At 39.7% G+C, this 26,444-nt stretch carries 34 protein-coding genes; 19 read left to right on the top strand and 15 right to left on the bottom strand.

From position 1 onward, the window contains the following. Nucleotides 1-3: 3 nt before the first annotated feature. The 3 genes from I6E72_RS11130 to dolP are packed head-to-tail and all read left to right on the top strand — an operon-like array spanning nucleotide 4 to nucleotide 1,560. Nucleotides 4-375: a YraN family protein gene (locus I6E72_RS11130; RefSeq protein ID WP_165721141.1), complete on the top strand. Its 372-nt coding sequence runs from the start codon at nucleotides 4-6 to the stop codon at nucleotides 373-375. A 32-nt stretch (nucleotides 376-407) separates the two neighbouring features. Beyond that, a complete protein-coding gene (locus tag I6E72_RS11125; protein WP_002957968.1) occupies nucleotides 408-1,001 on the top strand; it encodes an SIS domain-containing protein in 594 nt (197 codons plus the stop codon). Further along, a complete protein-coding gene (dolP, locus tag I6E72_RS11120) occupies nucleotides 994-1,560 on the top strand; it encodes a division/outer membrane stress-associated lipid-binding lipoprotein (protein ID WP_165721142.1) in 567 nt (188 codons plus the stop codon). Before I6E72_RS11125 ends, dolP begins: the two co-directional genes overlap by 8 nt. Before the next feature lie 59 nt (nucleotides 1,561-1,619). Here dolP and I6E72_RS11115 read toward each other — a convergent pair whose 3' ends face one another. From I6E72_RS11115 to zapE, 8 genes are all read right to left on the bottom strand, one after another. Next, a complete protein-coding gene (locus I6E72_RS11115; RefSeq protein WP_007580339.1) occupies nucleotides 1,620-2,057 on the bottom strand; it encodes a ClpXP protease specificity-enhancing factor in 438 nt (145 codons plus the stop codon). Continuing rightward, nucleotides 2,057-2,683: a stringent starvation protein SspA gene (gene sspA, locus I6E72_RS11110; RefSeq protein ID WP_002957965.1), complete on the bottom strand. Its 627-nt coding sequence runs from the start codon at nucleotides 2,681-2,683 to the stop codon at nucleotides 2,057-2,059. The genes I6E72_RS11115 and sspA overlap by 1 nt, the downstream gene beginning before the upstream one ends. A gap of 80 nt (nucleotides 2,684-2,763) precedes the next feature. Then, complete coding sequence (locus I6E72_RS11105) at nucleotides 2,764-3,513, bottom strand: cytochrome c1 (protein WP_007580337.1); 750 nt, start codon at nucleotides 3,511-3,513, stop codon at nucleotides 2,764-2,766. Further along, a complete protein-coding gene (locus tag I6E72_RS11100; protein WP_007580335.1) occupies nucleotides 3,510-4,775 on the bottom strand; it encodes a cytochrome b in 1,266 nt (421 codons plus the stop codon). The genes I6E72_RS11105 and I6E72_RS11100 overlap by 4 nt, the downstream gene beginning before the upstream one ends. Continuing rightward, nucleotides 4,775-5,365 carry a ubiquinol-cytochrome c reductase iron-sulfur subunit gene (petA, locus tag I6E72_RS11095; protein ID WP_007580333.1) on the bottom strand — a complete coding sequence of 197 codons (591 nt, stop codon included), beginning with the start codon at nucleotides 5,363-5,365 and terminating at the stop codon, nucleotides 4,775-4,777. Before petA ends, I6E72_RS11100 begins: the two co-directional genes overlap by 1 nt. A gap of 580 nt (nucleotides 5,366-5,945) precedes the next feature. Then, the gene (gene rpsI, locus I6E72_RS11090) at nucleotides 5,946-6,338 is read right to left on the bottom strand and encodes a 30S ribosomal protein S9 (RefSeq protein ID WP_024590200.1); all 393 of its coding nucleotides are present in this window, start codon (nucleotides 6,336-6,338) and stop codon (nucleotides 5,946-5,948) included. 8 nt (nucleotides 6,339-6,346) lie between these two features. Then, nucleotides 6,347-6,775 carry a 50S ribosomal protein L13 gene (rplM, locus tag I6E72_RS11085; RefSeq protein WP_007378318.1) on the bottom strand — a complete coding sequence of 143 codons (429 nt, stop codon included), beginning with the start codon at nucleotides 6,773-6,775 and terminating at the stop codon, nucleotides 6,347-6,349. A gap of 285 nt (nucleotides 6,776-7,060) precedes the next feature. Beyond that, nucleotides 7,061-8,149 (bottom strand): cell division protein ZapE, encoded by a 1,089-nt coding sequence (zapE, locus tag I6E72_RS11080; RefSeq protein WP_197112303.1) that lies wholly within the window; start codon nucleotides 8,147-8,149, stop codon nucleotides 7,061-7,063. A gap of 134 nt (nucleotides 8,150-8,283) precedes the next feature. Between zapE and I6E72_RS11075 the strand changes: the two genes are divergently transcribed. The 3 genes from I6E72_RS11075 to I6E72_RS11065 all read left to right on the top strand — a co-directional run bounded on the left by I6E72_RS11075 (nucleotide 8,284) and on the right by I6E72_RS11065 (nucleotide 11,396). Then, nucleotides 8,284-8,727, top strand: coding sequence for a YhcB family protein (locus I6E72_RS11075; RefSeq protein WP_007580324.1), 444 nt, complete (start codon nucleotides 8,284-8,286; stop codon nucleotides 8,725-8,727). Nucleotides 8,728-8,858: 131 nt separating this feature from the next. Next, nucleotides 8,859-10,211, top strand: a complete 1,353-nt coding sequence (locus tag I6E72_RS11070) for a Do family serine endopeptidase (RefSeq protein ID WP_010554276.1) — start codon at nucleotides 8,859-8,861, stop codon at nucleotides 10,209-10,211. Between the two features lie 102 nt (nucleotides 10,212-10,313). Next, nucleotides 10,314-11,396 (top strand): trypsin-like peptidase domain-containing protein, encoded by a 1,083-nt coding sequence (locus I6E72_RS11065; protein WP_007580320.1) that lies wholly within the window; start codon nucleotides 10,314-10,316, stop codon nucleotides 11,394-11,396. 100 nt (nucleotides 11,397-11,496) lie between these two features. On the opposite strand, the gene murA is transcribed toward I6E72_RS11065, so the two are convergent. The 7 genes from murA to I6E72_RS11030 are packed head-to-tail and all read right to left on the bottom strand — an operon-like array spanning nucleotide 11,497 to nucleotide 16,161. Next, nucleotides 11,497-12,756 (bottom strand): UDP-N-acetylglucosamine 1-carboxyvinyltransferase, encoded by a 1,260-nt coding sequence (gene murA / locus I6E72_RS11060; RefSeq protein WP_007580318.1) that lies wholly within the window; start codon nucleotides 12,754-12,756, stop codon nucleotides 11,497-11,499. Between the two features lie 13 nt (nucleotides 12,757-12,769). Beyond that, on the bottom strand, nucleotides 12,770-13,027 hold the full coding sequence (locus tag I6E72_RS11055) for a BolA family protein (RefSeq protein WP_002957953.1): 258 nt from the start codon (nucleotides 13,025-13,027) through the stop codon (nucleotides 12,770-12,772). A gap of 5 nt (nucleotides 13,028-13,032) precedes the next feature. Beyond that, complete coding sequence (locus I6E72_RS11050; protein ID WP_010554274.1) at nucleotides 13,033-13,326, bottom strand: STAS domain-containing protein; 294 nt, start codon at nucleotides 13,324-13,326, stop codon at nucleotides 13,033-13,035. Next, complete coding sequence (locus I6E72_RS11045) at nucleotides 13,319-13,999, bottom strand: MlaC/ttg2D family ABC transporter substrate-binding protein (RefSeq protein ID WP_007580315.1); 681 nt, start codon at nucleotides 13,997-13,999, stop codon at nucleotides 13,319-13,321. Before I6E72_RS11045 ends, I6E72_RS11050 begins: the two co-directional genes overlap by 8 nt. A gap of 5 nt (nucleotides 14,000-14,004) precedes the next feature. Continuing rightward, entirely contained in the window at nucleotides 14,005-14,553 is a 549-nt protein-coding gene (mlaD, locus tag I6E72_RS11040) for an outer membrane lipid asymmetry maintenance protein MlaD (protein WP_002957950.1), read from the bottom strand. Between the two features lie 13 nt (nucleotides 14,554-14,566). Then, entirely contained in the window at nucleotides 14,567-15,346 is a 780-nt protein-coding gene (mlaE, locus tag I6E72_RS11035; protein WP_002957949.1) for a lipid asymmetry maintenance ABC transporter permease subunit MlaE, read from the bottom strand. After that, the gene (locus I6E72_RS11030; RefSeq protein WP_076916424.1) at nucleotides 15,346-16,161 is read right to left on the bottom strand and encodes an ATP-binding cassette domain-containing protein; all 816 of its coding nucleotides are present in this window, start codon (nucleotides 16,159-16,161) and stop codon (nucleotides 15,346-15,348) included. The genes mlaE and I6E72_RS11030 overlap by 1 nt, the downstream gene beginning before the upstream one ends. A gap of 255 nt (nucleotides 16,162-16,416) precedes the next feature. Here I6E72_RS11030 and I6E72_RS11025 point away from each other — a divergent pair, with 255 nt between their 5' ends. From I6E72_RS11025 to I6E72_RS10965, 13 genes are all read left to right on the top strand, one after another. Further along, nucleotides 16,417-17,385, top strand: a complete 969-nt coding sequence (locus tag I6E72_RS11025) for a calcium/sodium antiporter (protein WP_024607453.1) — start codon at nucleotides 16,417-16,419, stop codon at nucleotides 17,383-17,385. Between the two features lie 3 nt (nucleotides 17,386-17,388). After that, the gene (locus I6E72_RS11020; protein WP_024607452.1) at nucleotides 17,389-18,360 is read left to right on the top strand and encodes a KpsF/GutQ family sugar-phosphate isomerase; all 972 of its coding nucleotides are present in this window, start codon (nucleotides 17,389-17,391) and stop codon (nucleotides 18,358-18,360) included. Further along, the gene (gene kdsC, locus I6E72_RS11015) at nucleotides 18,361-18,912 is read left to right on the top strand and encodes a 3-deoxy-manno-octulosonate-8-phosphatase KdsC (RefSeq protein ID WP_007580311.1); all 552 of its coding nucleotides are present in this window, start codon (nucleotides 18,361-18,363) and stop codon (nucleotides 18,910-18,912) included. Beyond that, nucleotides 18,909-19,463: an LPS export ABC transporter periplasmic protein LptC gene (gene lptC, locus I6E72_RS11010; RefSeq protein WP_007580308.1), complete on the top strand. Its 555-nt coding sequence runs from the start codon at nucleotides 18,909-18,911 to the stop codon at nucleotides 19,461-19,463. The genes kdsC and lptC overlap by 4 nt, the downstream gene beginning before the upstream one ends. Next, entirely contained in the window at nucleotides 19,453-19,998 is a 546-nt protein-coding gene (lptA, locus tag I6E72_RS11005) for a lipopolysaccharide transport periplasmic protein LptA (RefSeq protein WP_024590191.1), read from the top strand. Before lptC ends, lptA begins: the two co-directional genes overlap by 11 nt. Next, nucleotides 19,995-20,720 carry an LPS export ABC transporter ATP-binding protein gene (gene lptB / locus I6E72_RS11000; RefSeq protein ID WP_007580304.1) on the top strand — a complete coding sequence of 242 codons (726 nt, stop codon included), beginning with the start codon at nucleotides 19,995-19,997 and terminating at the stop codon, nucleotides 20,718-20,720. The genes lptA and lptB overlap by 4 nt, the downstream gene beginning before the upstream one ends. A gap of 69 nt (nucleotides 20,721-20,789) precedes the next feature. Continuing rightward, nucleotides 20,790-22,289, top strand: coding sequence for an RNA polymerase factor sigma-54 (locus tag I6E72_RS10995; protein ID WP_007580303.1), 1,500 nt, complete (start codon nucleotides 20,790-20,792; stop codon nucleotides 22,287-22,289). A gap of 25 nt (nucleotides 22,290-22,314) precedes the next feature. Further along, complete coding sequence (gene hpf, locus I6E72_RS10990; RefSeq protein ID WP_007580301.1) at nucleotides 22,315-22,602, top strand: ribosome hibernation promoting factor; 288 nt, start codon at nucleotides 22,315-22,317, stop codon at nucleotides 22,600-22,602. Between the two features lie 4 nt (nucleotides 22,603-22,606). Next, nucleotides 22,607-23,059: a PTS IIA-like nitrogen regulatory protein PtsN gene (ptsN, locus tag I6E72_RS10985; protein WP_024590190.1), complete on the top strand. Its 453-nt coding sequence runs from the start codon at nucleotides 22,607-22,609 to the stop codon at nucleotides 23,057-23,059. An 18-nt stretch (nucleotides 23,060-23,077) separates the two neighbouring features. Further along, entirely contained in the window at nucleotides 23,078-23,923 is an 846-nt protein-coding gene (gene rapZ / locus I6E72_RS10980) for an RNase adapter RapZ (RefSeq protein ID WP_010554269.1), read from the top strand. A 42-nt stretch (nucleotides 23,924-23,965) separates the two neighbouring features. Beyond that, nucleotides 23,966-24,238 carry an HPr family phosphocarrier protein gene (locus I6E72_RS10975; RefSeq protein ID WP_002957937.1) on the top strand — a complete coding sequence of 91 codons (273 nt, stop codon included), beginning with the start codon at nucleotides 23,966-23,968 and terminating at the stop codon, nucleotides 24,236-24,238. 130 nt (nucleotides 24,239-24,368) lie between these two features. Beyond that, a complete protein-coding gene (gene mgtE / locus I6E72_RS10970; protein WP_010554268.1) occupies nucleotides 24,369-25,727 on the top strand; it encodes a magnesium transporter in 1,359 nt (452 codons plus the stop codon). A 200-nt stretch (nucleotides 25,728-25,927) separates the two neighbouring features. Beyond that, nucleotides 25,928-26,335, top strand: coding sequence for a protein disulfide oxidoreductase (locus tag I6E72_RS10965; RefSeq protein ID WP_231620545.1), 408 nt, complete (start codon nucleotides 25,928-25,930; stop codon nucleotides 26,333-26,335). The last annotated feature ends 109 nt before the right edge of the window (nucleotides 26,336-26,444 follow it).

Here is a 26,444-nt window from a genome sequence, read left to right as displayed (position 1 = left end):
GGCATGTCGTGGTTTAAAGAGCTGTGGCACAATAGTCGCGAAAAAGGCCAGTATTATGAGCTTGAAGCGCAAAAATACTTAGTTACTCAAGGGCTAACACCCATAGAACGTAATTATTACTGCCCCTTTGGTGAGCTTGATGTCATTATGAAAGAAGGCGATACCCTTATATTCGTTGAGGTTAAGTTTCGCAAAAATAATGCTCGTGGCGGTGCCAACTATGCGCTTAGTCCACAAAAACAAGCTCGATTAAAACGTAGTATTTATCATTACTTAGCAGCTAAAAATTTAACTAACCAAGCTCTAAGAATTGATTATGTAGCCATTACAGGAGAAGCATCTCCTAATATTAATTGGCTTAAAAATGTATTTTAAACGCAAATACAAAGATAAATTATTGGTAGGCTATGCAAGACACAATTAAAGAAATTTTTACAGAAAGCATTCAAGTTCAAATCGCTGCTGGTGAAGTGCTACCTAGTGCTCTTGAGTCAGCTGCATTTACTATTGCACAAAGTCTGATCAACGGAAATAAACTCATTTGCTGCGGTACTGCAAATTGCCACATGCTCGCTCAGCATATGGCGGGTGTGTTGGTTAATCATTATGAAACCGAACGTCCCTGCTTACCTGCAATTGCTCTATCGCAAGAAAACGTTAATCTTGGGCAAAGTACTCAAGTAGACGATCACGATACATTTGCTCGCCAAGTCCGCGCTTTTGCCCAACAAGGTGATTTATTGCTTGTACTGGCTATAAACGGTAACGAAAAACATGTTATTTCTGCCGTTGAAGCTGCACTAACTAAAGATATGAAGGTCATAGTTATGGTTGGTGATGATGGTGGCGAGTTGGTAGGCCTACTTGGACCTAACGATGTTGAAATTAGATCGCCATCTAAACGCCCTAGCCGCATTATCGAATCCCATTTAGTTAACTTACATTGTTTAAGCGAACTTGTTGATTTAACGCTTTTCCCTCAGGATGAAAATTATGTTTAAACGCTCTCTTATTGTTTTAGGTACTGTTGTATTACTGCAAGGCTGCGCAGCCGCTGTTGTTGCAGGTACAGCCAGTGCAGTAACTGCAGCGAACGACCGCCGTACTATTGGCTCTCAAATTGACGATAACAATATTGAAATAAAAGCCAGTATTGCACTTAGCGAAGTAGAACGTCTTGAAAAATTTGCCAATATAAGCGCTGTAAGTGTTAACGGTATTGTTTTACTTGTTGGCCAAGTTGCTAACGAAGAAATGAGAAACGAAGCGCAGCGCACTATTGAGGGCGTTTCAGGTATTCGTAAAATACATAACCAAATTCGTATTGGCTCAAATACTGGCATTACTACACAAACTCACGACTCTTGGCTAACTTCTAAAGTAAAAGCCCAGCTACTAACAGCAAAAGACATTAGCAGTAATAACATTAAAGTAGTGACAGAAAATGCTGAAGTTTTTTTAATGGGCTTAGTATCTGACTCTGAGTCAACTCAAGCTGTAAATATTGCCCGCAATGTTTCTGGCGTAGAGCGTGTAATTAAAGTATTTGAATACTTGTAAACACAAAATACAGACATAAAAAAACCGCTTATTCAGCGGTTTTTTTTGGCATTTACTTGTTATTTAATAACGCGTAAATGAGAGCCTTTTTTCTTCTCAGGCTTTTCTGGTGGTGTTTCATCAATAAACTCAGCTGATGAATCAACACTTTCAAGCTCTGGCACAAAATCGTCTTCGTCCTCTAAAAACTCATCTGCGGTAAAGACTGTTCCTTCGCCATTTTCACGCGCGTATATTGCAAGCACAGCACCTAGAGGTACATACACTTGCATTGGCTGACCACCAAAGCGCGCACTGAAGCTAAGTTGGGTTAAGTCTAACGAAAACTGTGTGACCGCTGATGGACTTATGTTTAAAACAATTTGTCCGTCTTGAACAAATTGTGTTGGCACTTGTACATTTGCAAATCCAGCGTCTACCACTAAATGCGGTGTACACTCGTTATCGACTATCCAATCAAAAAAAGCACGTAATAAATAAGGACGATTAGGCGTCATTATAAACGGATCTCACGCTCAGCTTCAGTTAAAGAGGCTTGGAATGACTCACGTTCAAATAAACGGATCATGTACTCTTTAAGCTCTTTAGACCCTGCACCATTAAGCTCAATACCAAACTCTGGTAAACGCCATAACAGTGGAGCTAAATAACAGTCTACTAAGCTAAACTCTTCACTCATAAAGTAAGGTGCTTCGCTAAAAATAGGTGCTACAGCAAGCAATGCTTCTGTTAGCTCTTTACGAGCTTGAGCAGCATCTGACGTGTTGTTACTGATTTTGTCAGCTAGGCTGTACCAATCAGTATCAATACGATGCATCATTAAGCGGCTACGACCACGCATTACCGGGTAAACAGGCATTAGTGGAGGATGAGGAAAACGCTCATCAAGGTATTCCATGATGATGTTTGCCTGGTATAAACCAAGCTCACGGTCAATCAGTGTTGGCACTGTACCGTAAGGGTTAATTTCGTGAAGTGCTTCTGGCAAGTTATCTTTTTCAGCCAAATGAATATCTACACTTACACCTTTTTCCGCAAGTACAATACGTACTTGGTGGCTATACATACAGTTAGCACCAGAAAAAAGGGTCATTACAGGGCGCTTATTGGCAGCTACGGCCATGCCTATACCTCCATTAAATAACTAAAACAGCAAAAGGGGCTTAAGCCCCTATTGCAAAATTACCTTTAAAAATGTTCAACCTAATGAACATCTCTCCAGTATTCTTTCTTAAGCATAAATGCCAAGATAAACAGGATAATTAAAAATCCTATTACCTTAATACCTAGCGCTTCTGATTCAAGACGTGAAGGTTCACCCACGTACTCAAGGAAGTTTGTTAAATCACGAGCCGCTTGGTCGTATTCATCTATGCTTAATTCGCCCGTACCATCTGTTTCGGTAGCAATAACTTTAGTCACAGTGTGACCATGCTCTTGTACTTCCTTAGTGATAGGTGTTGGTAAACCTTGTAGTTCTTGAAGAACGTGAGGCATACCTACCGATGGGAAAACAATGTTGTTAACCCCAAACGGGCGAGATTCATCTTTATAAAACGATTTTAAGTACGTGTAAATATAATCTGGTGATTTTACACGAGCAATTAGAGTTAAATCCGGCGGAGCCGCACCAAACCATTTTGCTGCATCGTCTTTTGTAATCGCGTTAGTAATATGACTACCTACTTTAGAGCCGTCAAAAATCAACTGCTCTAAACCAACCTCTGTTGGGATACCGATATCGCGAAAAGTACGTTCATAACGTTGATACTGCATTTGGTGACAACCAAGACAGTAGTTCATGAACAACTTTGCACCGCGTTGTAAAGATGGTTGATCAGTAAGGTCGTTGTTCGCTTCCATTAAAGGAACCGATGGACCCGCTGCCATAACCATGTTCGGCAACAAGTTTACTGATAAAGCAAATAAACCAATAATAAGCTTCTTCATCATTTCGTTAACCTCTCTGGCAATGGCTTAGTTTTTTCGTTCTTACTGTATACAAACAACAGTACGAAGAACATAAAGTAAGTCACAGTACAGATTTGAGAAATAATCGTTTTCATATCAGTTTGTGGAGTTGCACCCACCCAACCTAGAAGAACGAAAGTTACAACAAAACCTGCAATGTTCCATTTATGGAAACCACAACGGTAACGAACCGATTTAACTCTACCACGGTCTACCCAAGGTAGTAACGCAAGTACCACAATCGATGCACCCATCGCCGCAACACCGATTAACTTATCAGGGATTGCACGTAAGATTGCATAGAATGGCGTAAAGTACCAAACCGGGAAAATATGCTCAGGTGTTTTAAGTGGGTTAGCTGCCTCGAAGTTTGGACCTTCTAAAAAGAAGCCATTCATCGCTGGCATAAAGAACACAACCCAACAGAACAATATTAAGAAACCAACCACACCCACAATATCTTTAACTGTGTAGTAAGGGTGGAACGGTATCGCATCAACAATATCTTTCTTGTCGGTGTAATACTCATGAAATTTAAATTTAGGCTTATCTTCTTCAGCTACTGAGCCTTTCTTACGTTTAATCTCAATACCTTCAGGGTTATTTGAACCCACTTCGTGTAGAGCAACAATGTGTAAGAAAACTAAGATTACAATAACCAGTGGTAGTGCAATTACATGTAATGCAAAGAAGCGGTTAAGCGTTGCACCTGATATTACATAGTCACCACGGATCCAAAGTGTTAAGTCATCACCAATAACCGGAATAGCCCCGAATAAGGAGATGATTACCTGTGCACCCCAGAACGACATTTGCCCCCATGGTAATAAATACCCCATGAATGCTTCAGCCATTAGCGCTAAGAAAATAAACATACCAAATAACCACAGTAACTCACGTGGTTTTTGATAAGAACCGTAGATCATGCCACGGAACATATGCATATATACAACGATGAAAAACGCTGATGCACCGGTTGAGTGCAAGTAACGTAATAACCAGCCATATTCTACATCACGCATGATGTATTCTACTGAAGCGAATGCACCTTCAGAAGACGGAACAAAGTTCATCGTTAACCAAATACCCGTTAGGATTTGGTTTACTAGTACCAACATGGCTAATGAGCCAAAAAAGTACCAGAAGTTAAAGTTTTTAGGTGCTGGATACTGTGCAATATGCATGTTCCAAACACGTGTCATTGGGATACGGTCGTCTATCCAACCAATAATCTTACCAAACATTAGGCTGCCCCTTTTTCTTCGCCCACTAAAATAGTGGTCTCATCAAGAAAAGTATAAGGTGGTATCTCTAAGTTTAATGGAGCAGGTACCGATTGAAATACACGGCCAGCCATATCAAATTTAGAACCATGACATGGGCAATAGAAGCCATCATCGGTTCCTTCAACTTTCTCACTAAAGTTACCTTGGAAAAAGCCAGGTGAACACCCTAAATGCGTACAAATACCTACAGCCAGAAAGATTTCTGGACGTAATGAACGGTAATCATTTGTTGATGATTCTAATTGTTGTGGCTCTTGCGAATGCGGATCACGAAGTTGACCTTCATGTTCTTTCATTTGCTCAAGCATTTTTGGGGTCCGTGATACAACCCATACAGGTTTACCACGCCACTCGACACGTATTAATTGTCCCGGTTCAAGTTTGCTGATATCTACTTCTACAGGCGCACCCGCAGATTTAGCTCGCTCACTTGGATTCCAAGACGCAATAAAAGGAACAGCAGCCCCAGCCGCACCAACACCACCTACAACAGAGGTAGCTATGGTTAAAAAGCGACGTCGGCCATTGTCTACAGGCGCATTGCTCATCCACTTATCTCCACTATGATTCTCAACACTTGCTATATTGAGAACATCAGTTACAGCAGGTTAATTATTCGAATTTTTAAAATAGAAGCGATCATAATTAAAACCCTTGATTAAAACAAGGTTATTCAAAGCCCTATGCTCGAATAAAACTAACTTGATCAAAATTTGATTAAGTAGGTTCGAGAATAAAGCCGAACGACTATAATAACGCTTCTGTAAAAACAATATACTGACCAAGATCAACACCACTAAGAGGAAACAGTAAAAACTGTACATAGTGCGGTTAAACTCACTCATTTTACTTCAATGCCAATTGTAGCAAAAAATTCCACCAATTAACTGATGGATTTAAACTAATTACGATAATTATTTAACTTTTTTGCAGCTATCTGAGTGTTTTTTAACTTTCGTTTGATTAATACGCAGTTATTAATCAATTTGATCATCATTAATTACTGCAATCACCCAGTATCACCGTCGATATAAATAACTTTATATTAAGTTGCAAATGTAAACATTTTGATTTGAAAACAAAAAACCCAGCATAAGCTGGGTTTTTGAATTCTTGATAACGTATAGATTAACGTTTTGAGAACTGTGGACGCTTACGCGCTTTCTTAAGACCCACTTTCTTACGTTCAACTTTACGTGCATCACGTGTAACAAAACCTGCTTTACGAAGTTGTGAACGTAATGATTCGTCAAACTCCATAAGTGCACGAGTGATACCATGACGGATAGCACCAGCTTGACCAGTTGTACCACCACCAGAAACGGTGATGTAAAGGTCAAATTTTTCAGTCATATCAACTAGCTCAAGAGCTTGATGAACAACCATGCGTGCTGTTTCGCGACCAAAATACTCTTCTAGAGAGCGTTTGTTGATTACGATGTTACCAGTGCCTGGGCGTAAGAATACGCGAGCACTTGAACTTTTACGACGACCTGTACCGTAGTATTGATTTGCCATGATGGTGCTCCTTAAATGTCTAGAACCTGAGGCTGTTGTGCAGCATGGTTGTGCTCAGTACCTGTGTAAACTTTAAGTTTACGGTACATAGCGCGGCCTAAAGGACCACGTGGCAACATGCCCTTAACAGCCTTCTCGATGATCATTTCAGGCTTTGCAGCTTGAAGTTTATCAAAAGTAGTAGACTTAAGACCACCTGGAAAACCAGAGTGTGAATAGTACACTTTGTTTTTGAATTTGTTACCAGTTACAGTAACTTTTTCAGCGTTGATAACGATGATATAATCACCAGTATCTACGTGCGGTGTATATTCAACTTTATGCTTACCGCGTAGGCGATGAGCGATTTCAGTAGCGATGCGACCTAAAGTTTTACCTTCAGCGTCAACTACGTACCAGTCACGTTTTACTGTTTCTGGTTTAGCAACAAACGTTTTCATTTATAAAAATCCAATGTTTTTCAATTAAAACCACAAGTAGTTAATATTAACTACTGCTCTAAGTTTGCTATAACCCCTTCGAGTTTTAGACTTTTGCGCCGCTCACAAGTGGCTAGACTATATGAGGGCATAGAACGCAACGTGGCAGACGCGGGAGTATACCAGCACTTAAAACACATTGCTACTCGCCGGTTGTTTTTTCCACAAGAAATTTTAGAAATAAGAAGTACTATATATGCACCTCTTATTTTTAATGGCTAACCTATTACACTTTTACCTACTAATTTAAACCAAATGCTCTCTAGCTAAATACTCTAGAGACTGCATTTCTTGCAAACGGCTTATACAGCGCTTAAATTCAAAGTTTAAATTACCTTGGGTATAAAGTTCGGTAATAGGTTTTTCAGCCGATATAATTAAAGTTACATGGCGCTCGTAAAATTCATCTACTAAAGCAATAAAGCGTCTAGCGGCATCATCATTAGTTTGCCCAAGCTGTTTTACGTTAGAAATAATCACCGTATTATATAAGCGACTAATCTCCATGTAATCAACCTGACTACGCGCTGTTTCGCATAATTCACTAAACTCAAACATCACCACGCATTTAGCTACTTTTCGCGTTTTGATTAAACGACCTTCTATCTCTATCGGCTCATCTAATTGTCCAGGCTCTGACGATAGCTTATCGAAGTATTCAAATAAGTTTTTATCCGCTTCTTTATCTAACGGACTATGAAAAATTTCGGCTTGCTCTAAAGTGCGTAACCGGTAATCAATACCTGAGTCTACATTAACTATTTCTGTATTGAGCTTAACCAGTTCTATAGCAGGGACAAAGCGGGCACGCTGCAAGCCATTTCTGTAAAGCTCATCAGGCACTATATTAGATGTAGCAACAAGTACTATACCCCGTGCAAATAGCGCTTCCATTAAGCCACCTAGCAACATAGCATCGGTAATGTCTTGAACAAAAAACTCATCAAAACAAATTATGTCTGTTTCAGCTTTGAAAGTGTCAGCTATTTTTTCTAATGGATTAGCCGTATTGTTTAGTTTTTTAAGCTCATTATGCACTCGGTGCATAAATCGATGAAAGTGCACGCGCATTTTACGTGTGCCCGGTAGTGATTCGTAAAAAGTGTCAACTAAATAAGTTTTACCACGCCCTACTCCACCCCAAAAGTACAAACCTTTTATAGGCGCAGGTTCATTTTTACTAAATAACTTAGCAAAAAAACCTTTTTGTTTTGGCTTTGCCTGAGTTAGGTCATCGTATAGACGTTGTAAATGGCGCACAGCATTTTCTTGTGCTGCGTCGTGTACAAAGTCATCTCGCTTTAAGTCTTGTTGGTATGTTTGCCAAGGAGTCATATCTATTTACAGTTAAAACACAGTTTAATTTGCAAAGCATATTAACACGCATCATAACTCGGGGTATATTACACTTAGTATGATTTATAATTGAATCGGCATTCGTTAGTTATTTTCCCAAAGGGGTAGTTTTTATGGGCACAGTTATGTGGGTAGGTTTAATTGTTATTGCTGCTGTTGTAGCATTTTTTATTGGCGCATTTGTTACTAAAAAACAATTCAAACAAGATGAATTAAAAGAGCAGGCAGAGCAAGCTGAAAATGCGTTAGAGCAGTATCGTCAAGATGTAGCTGATCATTTAGCGAATACTGGCAAGCTCGTAAATAAAATGAAAGAAAACTATGATCAACTGCTTAGTCACGTTGAAGAAACAAACCAACTTCTTCTAGAAGATAGAAATAAAGCACCAGCAGAACCTTATTTTTCTAAAGAAACAACAGAACAACTACAAGCGTCTTTAAAAGAACGTCGTTCAGATCGTTCTTCAGCCGCAGCGCAACCAGCTGATTATGTATCGGGTGAATCTGGTTTATTTGCTGGTCAAAATAAAGTTTCAGAACATTCTAAAGTATCTTGATGAACTTTTTTTAGACCCCATAGTCTTTAGATATAACAGCTTTGTTGTTTTATCTTAATAAACCAAAAAGGGCTGCTTTTAAAGTAGCCCTTTTTGTTTTTGCTTTATCTTAAGTGGAGTTACCCCTGACTATGAAAATGAAATTATCACTTATCAGCGCAGCTATTTTATCTACAAGCTTATTAATGAGCCCTGTAGCGTCTTATGCAAAAATGCCAATTGCAGTAAATGGTCAACAACTACCCACTCTTGCCCCCATGCTAGAGAAAATATCTCCTGGTGTTGTAAGTATCCAAGTTTCAGGCTCTAAAGAAGTACGCCGCCGCGCAGATCCTCTCGAATATTTTTTTGGACAGCAACAGCCTCGCAGTCAAAAACGCCAATTTAGTGGATTAGGTTCTGGGGTCATTATTGATGCTGATGAGGGCTATGTAGTGACTAATAACCACGTAATCCAAGACGCCGAAAAAATGGTAGTTACTCTCGAAGATGGCCGTGAATTTGAAGCAACTAAAATTGGTACTGACACAGAATCAGACATCGCTCTTTTACAAATAGACGCTGATGACTTAACCGAAATCAAACTCGCTAACTCAGATAATTTACGAGTGGGCGACTTTGCGGTTGCTATTGGTAACCCATTTGGCCTTAGCCACACAGTTACATCAGGTATTGTTAGTGCCCTTGGTCGAAGTGGTTTAAACATTGAGGGCTACGAAGATTTCATTCAAACCGACGCAGCTATTAACCAGGGTAATTCTGGCGGTGCCTTAGTTAACCTCAATGGTGAGTTGATTGGTATTAATACCGCTATTTTAGGTGCTTCTGGCGGCAACGTGGGTATTGGTTTTGCGATTCCATCTAATATGATGAAAAATCTAGTCGATCAAATTATTGAACATGGTGAAGTACGTCGAGGCTCGTTAGGCATTTCTGGTCGTCCACTTGATGCTGGACTTGCAAAAGCACAGCAACTTGATGTCAAACAAGGTGCTTATGTAATGCAAGTAATGGACGACACTGCCGCCAGTAAGGCTGGAATTGAAGCTGGTGACGTTATTGTTAGCATAAACGGTGGCGACATTAGCGGCTTCCATGAACTACGCAGCAAAATTGCTACGCTAGGTGAAGGCCGTGAGATAAAACTAGGCATTTACCGCGATGGTAAAATTAAAACAGTGAAAGTAACTCTTGATGGTGCATCAGGTGTTACAGCGACCGGTGAAGAGCTGCATCCTGCATTCCAAGGCGCGACACTTGAAAATGTACAAAAAAACAGTAATAAAGGTGTTGAGGTTACTTCTGTAGATCCTCGCTCACCGTCTGCCCGTGTTGGCCTTGAAGAAGGCGATATTATTATGCAAGTGAATCGTCAACGAGTTGAAACGATTCGCGACATGAATAAAATCATCGACAGTACAAAAGGTAATATAGTACTTGGCGTGCAACGTGGTCGTGAGTCTATATTTATTTTAATTCAGTAATAAATAGCACTATTAATGTAATAAAAATAACAGTGGCACTTGCCGCTGTTATTTTTTTTATGTCATCATAAAGAGATTGCTCACTTACATAATAAGAAAATCGTGCTGAAACTAATAAAATTTATTCTTCCCCCTTTATTTGCAGGCCTAAGTATTGCTTTTTTAGTGGTTTTTTTCAGCCCTAATATGCGAGCGGCCTTACTGCCAAATGTTCCCCTACCAAGCGCAATGAGTTCGAGTCACTTGAGTTTTTCTGATGCAGTTAAACGAGCAGCGCCTTCTGTGGTTACTATTTTTTCAGAAAGTATTTCCAAAGAACCTCGTTATAAAAGAAAAAACACGGTACAAGAGCTAGGCTCTGGCGTCATCATGTCGCAAGACGGTTATATTCTTACCAACTACCATGTTGTTAATAATGCAGATCAAATTATGGTTATTCTAACCGATGGCAGACGCTTTTTTGATGTACAGCTAATTGGTTTTGATACTATTACTGATCTAGCCTTACTTAAAATAAACGCAGATCACCTCCCGGTAATTCCTGTAAATGATAGCTATGTATCCAGTGTAGGCGATGTTGTACTTGCCATAGGTAACCCGCTTAATTTAGGCCAAACAATCACGCAAGGCATTATTAGCGCAACGGGTAAGCAAAAAATTACAGACAGTCCGTACAATAACTTATTGCAAATGGATGCGGCTATTAATGTGGGCAACTCTGGCGGCGCATTAGTTAACTCCAATGGTGATTTAGTCGGCATTACTTCTGCGCAGTTTAAAACGCGTGAGAACTTGAATATTCAAGGAATATTCTTTGCGGTTCCTTACTCACTTGCTAAAAAAGTAATGGGTAAGCTCATTCGTCATGGTCGTGTTGTGCGCGGCTATTTAGGCTTTGAAGGCACAGCAGTAGATAGTACCGGCAAGGAAGTAAACGACAGCCTAACCCCAGTTACTGGCATGCGTATTACTAATTTAGACCCTTTGGGACCAGCATGGCAAGCGGGTATTGAAGAGCAAGATATTGTTATTAAAATTGCAGGGCTTTCGGTAGCAAATCCACAAAAAGTGCTGGAAGAAATAGGTAATACAGAACCAGGTAAAGAAATAGAATTTGAGCTTTACCGGAATGGTAAAATAGAAAAAATCATGGTGGTGGTAGCTGAGCTTGAAACAAAGCTTTAATAAAAAATAATACCAACTTTCATAAATCGTCAATAAAAAGGTCGGATAGCAATTTGCGTATCCGACCTTTTTAAAATAGCTTAGCTAGTTAAATATCTACTTAACTACTTCGACGTTTAATATTTGCACCCAACGCACTTAGCTTATCTTCAATGCGCTGATAGCCTCTATCAACGTGATAAATACGGTCAACAACCGTTTCACCCTGTGCCACTATACCCGTTAAGATTAAGCTAGCTGAAGCGCGTAGGTCGGTTGCCATCACTTGCGCGCCCGTTAGGCTCTCAGTCTCACCACAAATTGCGGTATGCCCTTCTAAACGAATATTAGCGCCCATACGCTGCAACTCAGGTACATGCATAAAACGGTTTTCAAAAATCGTTTCTGTAATAGTCGCACTACCATTCGCTACTACATTTAATGCTGTAAACTGAGCTTGCATATCCGTAGGGAAACCTGGGTGTGGAGCTGTTTTAATATTTACGGCTCTCAGTTCTCGGCCGCGCATATCAAGATAAATACTGTCGTTATGTACTTCTAAGTGTGCATTTGTTGCACGTAGCTTTTCAATCACAGGCTCAAGAGAATGAAAGTCAGTGTTTTTACAAAGTACTTCACCGCCTGCCATTGCTGCAGCGACTAAAAATGTACCTGTTTCTATTCTATCGGGTAAAATGCTGTGCTCACATCCTGCTAAACGCTCAACGCCTTCAACTTCAATGCGGCTAGTGCCTGCACCCGTAATTTTAGCGCCCATAGCAATTAAGCAGTTAGCTAAATCAATTATTTCGGGCTCACGTGCAGCATTATCAAGTATGGTTTTACCATCAGCGAGGGCAGCTGCCATCAATAGGTTTTCGGTAGCGCCTACGCTTACCATTTCCATAAAGATTTCAGCGCCTTTTAAGCGACCGTTTACCTTGGCATTAATATAACCATTTTCAACGTTTATTTGTGCGCCCATGCGCTCCAAACCTTGAATATGTATATCAACAGGGCGAGCACCAATAGCACACCCACCAGGTAAAGACACTTGAGCTTCACCAAAACGTGCAACTAAAGGGCCTAATGCAAGTACAGAGGCACGCATTTGCTTAACTAAGTCGTATGGCGCTAATGTTTTATTAACCGTTGCGCCGTCAATCACTAGCGTATCGCCGTGCCAATTAACATCAGCGCCTAGAGTTTTTAATAAGGCTTCTGTGGTCACTATATCGCGAAGGCGCGGTACATTAGTAAATGTACTTTTTCCATCAGCTAATAATGAAGCAAACAAAATAGGAAGTGCGGCATTTTTAGCGCCAGAAATAGTCACTTCACCAGCAAGTGAAGTACCACCTTGAATTACAAATTGATCCATTAAGAGGCCCTATTTATTGCGGTAAAATAAATTTTTGTTCACGCTTCCACTCTACAGGAGTAAATGCACGAATAGATACTGCGTGAATTGTGCCATCTGAAATTGTATTCATTAATGGGCCATAAACTAGCTGCTGCTTTTTAACTCGGCTTAAACCGTCAAAGCATTCACCTACTGCAACAACTTCATAATGACTACCATTGGCTTTTACATGTACTTCAGCTAATTGAAGTTCTTCGCGTAATAATGTTTCGACTTGGCTAGTTTCCATAACTCTCACTCAAATAGGGTTGTAACCTGACCCAATTGCATTAAATTTTGCAATTGCTCAGGTAGGTTTTGCAATTCAAGGCGAATGCCTTGCTGCTTTAATTCTGCAAAAGAGTGAATTAACCAAGCTAAGCCCGCTGTGTCAACCCTAGATACACCACTTAGGTCGAAATAGATGATTTTATGCTTGGTTAATAGCTTGTTGTTCAGAAGCTGTTCATCGCCAATTGAATTTCGAGTAAGCTCACCGTTTACTCGAAAATGTTGTCCATCAACTTGGCTTATTGCCAATTTAGTCATTCGAGTTACTGCCTCTAAACTGAACTGGTAGCTGACTCTTTTGCTCTAAAAGGTTACTTACATTATCAATACCTTGCTGACGCAAAATACCTTGTAGCTCACTTTGTTTTGCATCTAGTAAACTAATACCTTCAGCAATCATATCGTACGCGCGCCATTCACCGTCACGGTCTTCGCGTACTTTAAAATCGATTCTGATATCAGGTTTACCATCTTCAATAATTTTAGTTTTAACGACAACGACATCTTTGCCTTTAAATGCTTGTTCTGCACCAAACTCAACTTTTTGGTTTGTATATTGAGTGAATACACCTGCATAAGTAGCAACTAAATACTCTCTAAAAACACCAATAAAGCGTTGAATTTCTTTAATTGCTTTGGCTTTTTCAGCTTCGTCGGTAATTGCACGTACTTTAGATACTTCACTACCTAGTACGCGAAGTGCTGCATATTTGTAGTCGATATAAGGCATTAATTCTTCTTCAACGATTACGCGAAGATGCTCTTGATTTTTAACAATTAATGGCTGATCTTTTTTAATACGTGCAAATGTATTATCAGCAACTTGGCGTACCATTTTATTTGGATCGATTAATTTCACATCTGCTGCACTTACGCTTTGAGTTAGCGTCATTGTGCCAATTGCTACAATAGCTAAAAACTTTTTCAACATAATAATTACTCACTACCTTGGTTGAATAAAAACTGCCCGATTAATTCTTCAAGTACAATGGCAGACTTAGTGTCAGTAATTGAATCGCCATCACCTAGTGCTTTACTTTCCACACCAAACAAATCGTCAATTGCTTCATCTTGCTTGTTTTCAGTCACTGTTTCGCCTAAACAACGTTGTTTAGCCGAATCTGGAGAAATGACAGGGTGAATACCTAAGTACTGCTCACCTAAAATACCCGACGTTAAAATAGAGATTGAGCTTGTGTCTGAAAAACGACATAAATACTGTGCATCAATGGTCATGTTTACCACTGGTAAAAATTCTTGTGGGTGAACATAAATTGATTCAACACGACCAATTACAACACCACCTACTTTTACTGGTGCACGTGCTTTTAATGAGCCAATGTTTTCAAACTTGGCATTAAGCGTATATGTTTCGCCAGAGCCACTAATACCTGAATTGGCAACTTTAAGTGCGAGCATCGCAAAAGCTAAAATGCCAAGTGCTACAAAAAAACCAACTAAAATTTCTAATTTCCGTGAATTCATTATCTATACCCTATTAGCTGGTAAACATTACCGCTGTCAAAATAAAGTCAAAACCTAAAACTGCTAATGACGAATGAACAACCGTTTCGGTGGTTGCTTTGCTGATCCCTTCTGAGGTCGGCACACAGTCATATCCTTTATAAAGCGCAATCCAGGTCACCACTATGGCAAATACAAAACTCTTAATAATACCGTTTAGTATGTCTTGCTGAAACGACACTTGTGATTGCATGATTGACCAAAAACTACCTGTATCAACCCCCAGCCAATCTACACCCACTAAATGAGCGCCTATGATTGCTACGGCTGAAAATATCAATGCAAGCAATGGCATGCTTATAAAACCCGCCCAAAAGCGCGGTGCAATAATACGTTTTAGCGGATCGATTGCCATCATCTCAAGTGATGAAAGTTGCTCTGTTGCTTTCATTAAGCCAATTTCAGCAGTCAATGCGCTACCTGCGCGTCCTGCAAATAGTAATGCAGTAACAACCGGGCCCAGTTCTCGCAATAAACTCAGTGCCACTAACGGCCCTAAACTATCCTCAGCGCCATAACCAACTAATACGGTGTAACCTTGTAGAGCCAACACCATGCCGATAAACAAACCCGACACCATAATAATCAGCAACGATTGCGAACCGACCATATAAAGTTGGCGAACAAGTAACGGTGTGCCTTTTTTAAAATTAGGAACATGCGCAAGCGCACTAAATAGCATATAAGCCGAACGGCCAAGAGCCGCAAAACGTCCTAGCGTTTTATGCCCTAGCTTTTGAAATAAATCCAACATTATGCTTTTTCTCCAAGTAGTTCGTCTGCATAAGCTTGAGCCGGAAAATGAAATGGTACTGGACCATCCGACAAGCCTTTTAAAAACTGTTGAACTAAAGGAGATTCATGATTGCGCATTTCATCAGGAGTACCACAACCAATTACACCTTGATCGGCGATAATTATAACGTGATCGGCAATACTCATTACCTCTGTCACATCGTGTGTCACAATTAAAGACGATAAACTCAATACTTCGTTAAGCGACTTAATTAGCTTAACCAATACGCCCATCGAAATAGGATCTTGTCCTGCAAATGGCTCATCGTACATGATTAGCTCAGGATCAAGTGCTATAGCGCGCGCAAGTGCAGCACGCCTTGCCATACCGCCGGACAACTCAGAGGGCATTAAATCTTTAGCGCCACGTAGCCCAACCGCTTGCAATTTCATTAATACAACTAATCGAATAAGGTCTTCACTTAGCTTTGTGTGCTCTCTTATAGGAAATGCAATATTGTCAAATACCGACATATCAGTAAACAGCGCACCACTTTGAAAAAGCATGCTCATTTTAGTACGTGCTTCGTATAACTCTTTACGAGACATTTTAGGAATGCTGCCACCTTCAAATAAAATATCACCTGAATCTGGTTTAAGCTGACCACCAATTAAACGCAACATAGTGGTTTTGCCAATTCCGCTTGGCCCCATGATCGCAGTAATTTTACCTTTAGGAACGCTAAAACTCATATTTTTATATATAGTTCTATTGCCTCTCGAAAAGCTAACATCCTTGACTTCTACTATTGATTGCGACAAGTCGCTCTCCATAAAAATGTTCACTAGTGCGCCTATTTTAAAGCTTTTTTGTCAAAGATGGAAAAAACAATTCGTAAGATTTTGTAATACACCCATGAAAAGGATTATAAGACTCGCTCAAAACAGCTTAACCCCGGCTTAAATTTTTAAATTAGCTGTTTAAAAGCAGCATTGTTACCTAGTTGACCTTACTCTTTTATTTATACTTTCATCTTGGCTTTTGTTACTATTCGCGCCATCCGTATTTTGTATAACTGGCTTAACACAATGGTTACCTCGTTTGTTATTTTAATTCTTGGTTTTGCAGCTCTTGTTTGGAGTGCAGACAGGTTTGTTTATGGCGCTGCGGCTCTTGCTAAAAACTTTGGTGTACCTACACTTATTGTTGGTTTAACCGTGGTAGCTATGGGCTCTTCAGCACCCGAAATGATGGTTTCAGCCTCTGCCGCTCTGGCTAACAAAACCGACACAGCGGTTGGCAATGCTGTTGGCTCTAATATTACAAACATTTTACTTGTGTTAGGTATCACTGCTCTATTTCGCCCTCTTTCAGTTTCATCAAGTACATTAAAACGTGAAATGCCATTAGTGATGCTCGTATCTTTAGCTACTTGGTATGTGTTCTCAGATAACTACTTTTCATTTAATGAAGGTGTTGCACTTTTGGTTGGCTTTATCGTATTCATCGGTGGGTTAATTATTGTATCTATGCGTGCAAAAAACCAAGATGACCCATTTGTCTCAGAAGCCTGCGACGATGTACCAAACGATGTACCTACGAAAAAAGCGGTATTTTGGTTAGTTGTCGGCATGATACTCCTACCTGTTAGCTCTCATTTTTTAATAGGTTCGGCTGTCGATATTGCTAAATACTTCGGCTTAAGCGACTTAGTCATTGGCTTAACAATTATTGCCATCGGTACTAGTTTGCCTGAACTTGCCGCTTCGGTTGCAGGTGTACTTAAAAATGAAGATGATTTAGCACTAGGTAATATTGTTGGCTCAAACATATTTAATATTCTAGCGGTATTACCACTTGCCGGTATTATTAACCCTTCTGCCATTGACCCATCATTAGTAAGCCGAGACGTATTAATTATGATTGGCGCAACACTTGCTCTTATTATTATGTCATTGAACTTTAGAGGCACCCAACGTATCAATAGAGTAGAAGGCGGCTTATTGCTAATAGCATTTTTGGGTTACCAAGGGTATATTTTTAGTCAAGTAGGGTAAATGATGGCAACGCTAAATTTTATTGAACAAGGCCTTCGCGTTTTAGATGTTGAACGCCAAGCACTTAGTGATATTGCACAATATGTAGATGAAAACTTTCATAACGCGTGCCAATTAATGTACGACTGCGAAGGCCGTATTATTGTCATTGGTATGGGTAAATCAGGTCATATTGGCAATAAAATAGCGGCAACCCTTGCAAGCACTGGCAGTCCAGCATTTTTTGTTCACCCTGGTGAAGCAAGTCATGGTGATTTAGGGATGATCACTAAAAATGACGTGGTTATGCTTATTTCTAATTCAGGGGAGACCAGCGAAGTTTTAAATATCATTCCGGTTTTAAAACGACTTGGTGCCAAAATGATATCGATGACTGGCAATACGCAATCAACCATGGCGACCCTTGCTAATGTACATGTGTGTATTAAAGTAGAAAAAGAAGCCTGTTCATTGGGTCTAGCTCCTACATCAAGTACCACTGCAACGCTTGCGATGGGCGATGCCATGGCAGTTGCATTATTAGAAGCTCGCGGGTTTACAGCTGATGACTTCGCGCTATCTCACCCAGGTGGTAGTTTAGGCAAGCGCTTATTACTTACTTTAAAAGATGTTATGCACAGCGGCGCAAATACACCTATTATTAGCGTTTCACAAACAGTTAAAGATGCCCTTATTGAAATGTCTGCTAAAGGTTTAGGCATGACAGCCATTGTTGATGAAAATCAGCAGCTCGTGGGATTATTTACCGATGGCGATTTGCGTCGTATTTTAGAGCAAAGAATTGATATTCATACAACACAAATAGATGTTGTTATGACTAAGTCATGTACTACGGCTACACAAGATATTTTAGCCGCTGAAGCGCTTAATATTATGGAACACAAACGTATAAATGGCTTAATCGTCGTCAATGAGAAAAACCAACCTATTGGCGCATTAAACATGCAAGACCTATTAAAAGCAGGAGTGTTATAAATGCAATTTGAAGAACTCTATCAACCGCTGAGCGATGATGCAAAAGCACGCGCTAAAAAAGTAAAGCTACTTATATGCGATATTGATGGTGTATTTTCTGATGGCCGTATTTATCTTGGTAATCAAGGTGAAGAGCTAAAAGCATTTAATACAAAAGATGGTTTTGGCATTAAAGCGCTTATAAACAGTGGCTTTGAAGTGGCTGTAATTACTGGTCGTCATTCACAAATAGTGCAACAACGTATGAGCAGCTTAACCGTACAGCATATTTATCAAGGCCAAGAAAATAAGCTCATTGCCTATCAAGAATTAAAAGACAAACTCAACCTTAGCGATGAACAAATTGCTTATATCGGTGATGATGGTCCTGACATGCCCGTTATGGAATTAGTCGGCTTTGCTGTTGCAGTAAATGATGCCCATCCACTTATTAAACGTTTATCACACTATGTAACGCAAATGCCTGGCGGCTTTGGTGCAGTAAGAGAGCTCACCGACTTACTTATGCTTGAAAATGGTAAAGCATTGACTACACAAGGCACTAGTTCATGAATGCAGCGCGCATAATATTAAGCGTTTTATTCATTAGCTGTATGGTTTGGCTTTGGTACCCTTATTTTACACAAACAAATATTGTGCCTCAGACTGAGCCTGAAGTTATTGCCAAGCCTGATTACATAGCCATAGAACTCAAACAAACAGCCTATGACGAACAAGGTAAAATTAGCCACAAAGTCACTGCGGCTAAAATGGAGCTATATCAACAATTAGGTTTTACGTTTTTTGAAAAACCTATTTTTACTTTATATAACGAAAAGCAAACGTGGCAAATAAATGCAGACGAAGCAACATTATACGAAGACAAACAATTAATTTTAGAAGGCAATGTGGTTGCCAAAAACTTAACCGATAACGCCATGATAGACAAAATCAATGCTGATAATATTCAGGTAGATATAAAGCTATTAACAATGCGTTCGGAGCAACCCGTTATTATCACTGGACCCAATTTAAAAATCACTGGTAAAGGCCTAGAAGCCGACTTAAAAACCGAAGTGATAAAACTAATTAACCATACGCGAACCATATATTATGACCAATAAAATATTAAAATCACTTATTATTCCTACACTTATACTAGCGTTTAATAGTAGTGCTGCAGAGCAAAACACGCAACCGGCTGCAAATCAAATTTCAATAAGCGCCGATAAGCAAGAAGGCCAATTAAAAGCTAATGTCGGGATTTTTGAGAAAAACGTTGAAATTATTCACGGTAACCGCCGTATCACAGCCGACCGCTTAGAAGTACATAAACGCGATGAACTTGGCGATAATAAACAATTATTAATTGCTACAGGTAGCCCTGCGCACTTTGAAGAAAAGCAATCAGATGGCACGACTATGAGCGCCAGTGCTGACGAAGTACGTTATGATGTATCTAAGCGTTTTTTAACGCTTGTTGGTAATGCACAAGTATCGCAAGCGGGACAAAAAATAAATGCTAAAAGCATTACCTACGATATAGAGCAGCAGCTAATCAGTGCCGAAAAAGATGAAAACTCAACTGACCGCGTTCACACAATTTTAGTACCAATCGAGACTAAAAAAAGTAAAAAAAGCGACAAAGGTCAACCATGAGCACATTAAAAGCAGAGCTATTAGCAAAGAGCTATAAAGGCCGTGAAGTTGTAAAAAACGTCGGCCTTGAAGTCAAAGCTGGCAGTATTGTTGGCTTACTTGGCCCTAACGGCGCAGGTAAAACTACCACGTTTTATATGATAGTAGGACTTGTACCTAGCGACAAAGGTAAAATATCGATAGACGATAACGATATTACTCTTTTACCTATGCATAGTCGTGCTAGATTAGGCATTGGCTACTTACCGCAAGAGTCTTCAATATTCAGAAAGCTGACTGTTTATCAAAACTTAATGGCCATTTTAGAAACGCGCAAAGAGTTAAATAAACAAGCTAGAGAAGACACTCTCGATAAATTATTAGATGAATTTAGCATACAACACATTCGTGATAGCCAAGGTATGGCATTGTCGGGTGGCGAACGTCGTCGTGTTGAAATAGCACGTGCGCTGGCAGCAGATCCTAAATTTATATTACTGGATGAACCATTTGCAGGTGTTGACCCGATTTCGGTATTAGACATAAAGAAAATAATAGAACATCTTAAAAATCGTGGGATTGGTGTATTAATTACCGATCATAACGTAAGAGAAACCCTTGATGTTTGTGAAAAAGCCTACATTGTTTCTCATGGGGAGCTGATTGCATCAGGTACTCCAGAACACGTATTAAATGATAAAACAGTACGCGATGTTTACTTAGGCGAGCAATTTAGGCTGTAACATTTACGCCATGTCTTTAAGCATCTGCTAGTATTAATTATAACAACATAAAAGGATTGTTAGAGATACATGAGGCAATCACTACAGCTGCGCATGGGCCAGCAACTTACAATGACTCCACAGCTGCAACAAGCTATTCGTTTGTTGCAACTCAGTACATTGGATCTCCAGCAAGAAATACAAGAAGCTCTCGACAGCAACCCGCTATTAGAGGTTGAAGAAGCAGACTATTCAGAAGACGCTGCAGGTAAAAACGAGCAAAAAGCAGATACAGATGACATAACTGTTAGCGCATCTGCCGATGATGCTCCAAGCGAATACGAACAAGATAGTGGTGAAGCACTTGCAAAAGACACGCTAAGTGACGACATGGCTATGGATGTTAGTTGGGATGAGTACATGAGTGCCGCCCCAGCAGCATCATCGGGTCCGATGCCTGAAGACGAATCAATATACCAAGGCGCCTCTACTGAAACGCTCCATGAGTATTTAATGTGGCAGTTACAACTAACGCCATTTAGCCCTACAGACGAAGCTATTGCTATTGCTATTGTAGAAGCCGTCGATGACTCAGGTATTTTAACACTAAGCTGCGAAGAGATTTTAGAAAGCTTTAATCAAGAAAACGAAGATGATAACGAAGTCGAACTTGATGAAATTGAAGCTGTATTAAAACGCATCCAACTGTTTGATCCTGTAGGCATTGCTGCACGTAGCTTACAAGAGTGTTTGTGTATTCAGCTTAACCAGTTTGATAAAGAAACACCTTACATTAATGAAACAAAAATGATTTTAACCGAGCATATTGATTTATTAGCTGCTCGTGACTATCGTACATTAATGAAGAAAACTAAGCTCAAAGAAGAAGAGCTTAAAGAAGTAATGACATTAATACATACTCTTAGCCCTAAACCTGCAGATACTATTGTAAGAGAAGAATCTGAGTATGTTATTCCTGATGTGTCAGTTAAAAAAATTAAAGGCCGCTGGGTTGTTGAGTTAAACCCAGATAGCATGCCTAAAATTCGTGTTAATAGCCAATACGCGGCAATGTCTCGCACTGTAAAATCCAGTGGTGACAGCCAGTTTATTCGCTCGCATTTACAAGAAGCTAAATGGTTTATTAAAAGCTTAGAAAGTAGAAACGACACGCTATTAAAAGTAACAAATTGTATTGTTAAACAACAACAAGGCTTTTTTGAACACGGTCCTGAAGCCATGAAACCAATGGTTTTAAATGATGTTGCTGAAATGGTAGAAATGCACGAATCAACAATTTCGCGCGTAACAACCCAAAAGTATATGCACACACCCCGTGGTATATTTGAGCTTAAATACTTTTTCTCAAGCCATGTAAGCACCGAAAACGGTGGTGAATGTTCATCTACAGCAATCCGTGCGCTTATCCGAAAATTAATCGCAGCAGAAAACTCAGCAAAACCATTGAGTGATAGCAAAATAGCGGATATATTGGCTGAGCAAGGAATTAAAGTAGCGAGACGTACAATCGCAAAATACCGCGAATCTCTGGCTATTCCACCGTCAAATCAACGTAAAAGTTTGATTTAAGACGCAAAAAAAGAGGGTAATGCTTATGCAACTAAACTTAACTGGTCGTCACGTAGAATTAACCGATTCACTAAGAGACTATATTAATACCAAATTTGCGAAGCTAGAAAGACACTCTGATCATATTAATAATGTTCATGTCATTCTCGATGTAGAAAAATTAAATCAAAAAGCAGAAGCCACCATACACGTAAGCGGTGCTGAGTTATTTGCCTCTACAGAACATCAAGATATGTATGCCGCCATTGACTCGTTGATCGACAAGCTCGATCGACAAGTAATTAAACACAAAGAGAAGCTTGCTCGACACTAATATGATGAAATTAAGCTCACTTATATGCCAGGACTGCAGCAAAGCTGCGGTCCTTTTTAATAGCAAAAAAAGAATTTTAGAGTTCATTAGCGAACTTGCTCACGACAAACTTCCGTATTTACCGCAACAAGATATTCTTAATGCTTTAATGAGCAGAGAAAAATTGGGTAGTACAGGTATAGGGCGTGGCATTGCCATTCCTCATGGAAGAATGAGCGGTGCAGAAGAGCCTTTGGCTTTAGTACTCGTTAGCGAAACTCCAATAAATTTTGATGCAATCGATAATCGCCCTGTTGATATTTTCGTCGCACTCATCGTACCAGATGGCGATAACCAGCAGCACTTAAAGACTCTAGCAACCATTGCTGATAAACTAAACAATAAAGATTTTTGTAAACAGTTACGCAGTGCAAAATCAGATACTGAGCTTTACCAAGTTATTGTCAATCAATCATAGTTTTATAAAGGGTGTTAAATGGAGTTAATTATCATAAGCGGCCGTTCTGGTTCTGGAAAGTCGGTTGCTTTACGCGTTGTAGAAGATTTAGGTTATTATTGCGTAGATAATATTCCAGTTAACTTGCTTCCTTCATTAGTTCGCAGTGTGTCTGATAGCTATGATAAAATTGCTGTTAGCATTGATGTGCGGAACATCCCTAAACAACAAGATGAATTTAACGATATTCTTGAATACTTGCCTGGCTTTGCAAAACCTACGTTATTTTATTTAGATAGCGACGATCAAACATTGATCAAACGTTTTTCTGAAACTCGTAGATTACACCCACTATCAATTGACTCGTTGCCTCTTGATTTAGCCATCAAAAAAGAAAAAGAATTACTTGATGTATTAATCACCCGCGCCGACTTTATGATAGATACAACTGATTTAAGCGTTCATCAACTTGCTGAATCTATTCGTGAAAAGATTTTAGGTAAAAAAGATAAGCAACTGATTGTCACGTTTGAATCGTTTGGTTTTAAATACGGTATACCAAAAGAAGCAGATTACGTATTTGATGCACGCTTTTTACCCAATCCACATTGGGAACCTGAATTAAAACCTTTAAATGGGTTAGATCAACCTGTTAAAGATTATTTGGCCAATCACAGCATAGTGCAAAAATTCACATGGCAAATTCAAACATTTGTACAAACATGGTTACCGCACTTAGAGCGAAATAACCGCAGTTATTTAACCATTGCCATTGGGTGTACAGGCGGACAACATCGCTCTGTATATTTAGCGCAAACTATCGGTGAAAGTTTTGCAATGACACATCCCAATGTGAAAATTCGCCATCGCGAACAAGAAAAATAATATAGCTGAATAATCACCTGTTCAGCTTAGGTAGAGTAAGTTATGCATTGTGAAGACACTTTTTTAATAAAAAACAAATTAGGATTGCATGCCAGAGCAGCCACCGTGCTTGCCCAATTGGCAGTGCAGTTTGATGCGACAATTACATTATTTCAAGATGACAAAGAAGCCGCAGGCGATAGCGTACTTGCACTAATGTTACTTGAAAGTAGCCAAGGCAAAGAAGTAAAAGTTGTATGTAAAGGCCCCGATTCTGAGCAAGCTTTACACGCTGTTGGAGAATTAATAGCACAACGTTTTAATGAACAAGAATAAACAGTTATAAAAATAATGCTCGCATTACTAATGCCCCAACTAAAACAGATATATAAAATAAATACGGTTAGTGACGCCAGTTAACTCACCTCTCCCCATAAAGTAATATAAGAATTTATAAAGGACGCCAATGCCTGAAGCTTTTGAACAAGATTACCCACTACAGCAACTAAAACAGGTGACTAAGTCACTCAATAGTGGTCAATTTGTTCAAGTTAGGCGCATGCTCGCAAAAACAGCTCCTTGTGATACCGCATTATTATTAGAATCATCACCACATAAAATTCGCCGACTCCTTTGGCAGTTGGTTGATCCTGATGTGCAAGGTGATGTTCTTGAAGAACTCTCAGAAGATGTTCGTTTAGGCATTATTGCCCAAATGGAACCTAAGCACATTGCAGCCGCAACAGAAGATATGGGCCACGATGACTTAGGTGAAGTATTACGTAGTCTGCCGGACACCGTTTATAAAGACGTTGTTAGCGCGATGGACATTCAAGACCGTGAACGTGCAACACAAGCACTTTCGTATCAAGAGCGTTCTGCTGGCGCGCTAATGAACACCGATACGGTGACCATTCGCCCTGATGTTACGCTTGATGTTGTACTTAGGTATATTAGGCTACGTGGCGAGTTACCAGAAGGTACCGATGACTTGTACGTTGTTGATAAGCATAACTGCTTTATAGGCGCTTTATCGCTGAGTACATTATTAACTAACCCGCCAGAAAAAATTGTTCGCGATTTAATGGATGAAGATTGTGAATCCATTCCAATCTCTATGGATGAAAGTGAAGTCGCGCAATTATTTGAACGTCATAATTGGATATCGGCCCCCGTAGTCGATGATAACGATCAGCTCCTTGGCCGTGTCACTATCGATGACATCGTTGACGTAATCCGCGAAGATGCTGAGCATAGTTTATTGGGCTTAGCCGGCCTTGATGATGAAGAAGATACCTTTGCGCCAGTACTAAAAAGCTCTAAAAAACGCTCAGTTTGGTTAGGTGTCAACTTACTAACTGCACTTGCAGCTGCTTTTGTAGCTAGCTTTTTTGAAGGCACTTTAGATGTTTTACCTATTTTAGCTGTACTTAACGGTATTGTCCCTTCTATGGGCGGTGTTGCAGGTAGCCAATCATTAACGCTTGTTATTCGTGGTATTGCGGTAGGTCATATAAATCAAACAAACCAACGTTTCTTGATGATGAAAGAGCTTGCTATTGGCGCGTTAAACGGTGTTTTGTGGTCGTTGTTAATAGCAGGTGTTATTGCCCTATGGCAGTGGGACTTTATGCTTGGTGGCGTACTCGCCTTCGCTATGTTTATGAACTTAGTGGTGGCAGGTGTTGCTGGTGCGAGTATCCCTATTATTCTTAAAAGAATGAATATAGACCCAGCACTTGCAGGGAGTGTGGTGCTAACCACGGTGACAGATATTGTGGGTATATTCGCCTTTTTAGGTACTGCTACTTGGTTGCTGGTTTAAATTAGAAACTTTTGCAAATAACTAAAGTAAAAAACACTTAGGGTAAAGCTGCAACTATGACAACGGGTACCAAAAATAAAAAAGACACACCTAAAAAAACGCCAAAACAAAAAGGCCTATCAATATTAAAAAGTGTGTTGATATATAGTTTCATATTTTTCGTAATTTATAACGCTGTCAATTGGTGGCGACAACCTGTTATGCCAGCAAATCCTCAATTACAATTAATAGATTATAAAGGGCAAAACATTGATTTGTCAGCAATGAGCCAAGATAAACCAACACTTGTCTATTTTTGGGGAACTTGGTGCCCTATTTGTAGTATTACCTCCCCTGCCATAAACGAACTCGCAAACGAGAATAACTACCCTGTCGTGAGTATCGCAATAAAATCAGGCTCGGATCAAAAACTACATGAGTATCTAAATGATCATGGCTACAGTTTTACCACTGTCAACGATCAACACGGTGAGATATTTGCCGATTGGCAAGGGCAAGTCACGCCATCTTATATAATCTTAAAAGATAATAAAATGACGCAAGGGCTAACAGGCATTCAGCCGTTATGGTCACTAAAATTACGTTTGTGGTTATCATCAACGTTTTAAGAAAAAACTAACTGCAAGTATATAGGCACTAAATACGTGCTATCTCAAGAGGGGTTTCTAAAAGCTCGCTCTTTATCACCTACAATAATATAGATAATAAAGAGCAAGG

This window comes from Pseudoalteromonas sp. NSLLW24 (assembly GCF_015864725.1).
Lineage (GTDB): Bacteria > Pseudomonadota > Gammaproteobacteria > Enterobacterales > Alteromonadaceae > Pseudoalteromonas > Pseudoalteromonas arctica.
This window is presented reverse-complemented; position numbering and strand designations above follow the sequence as displayed.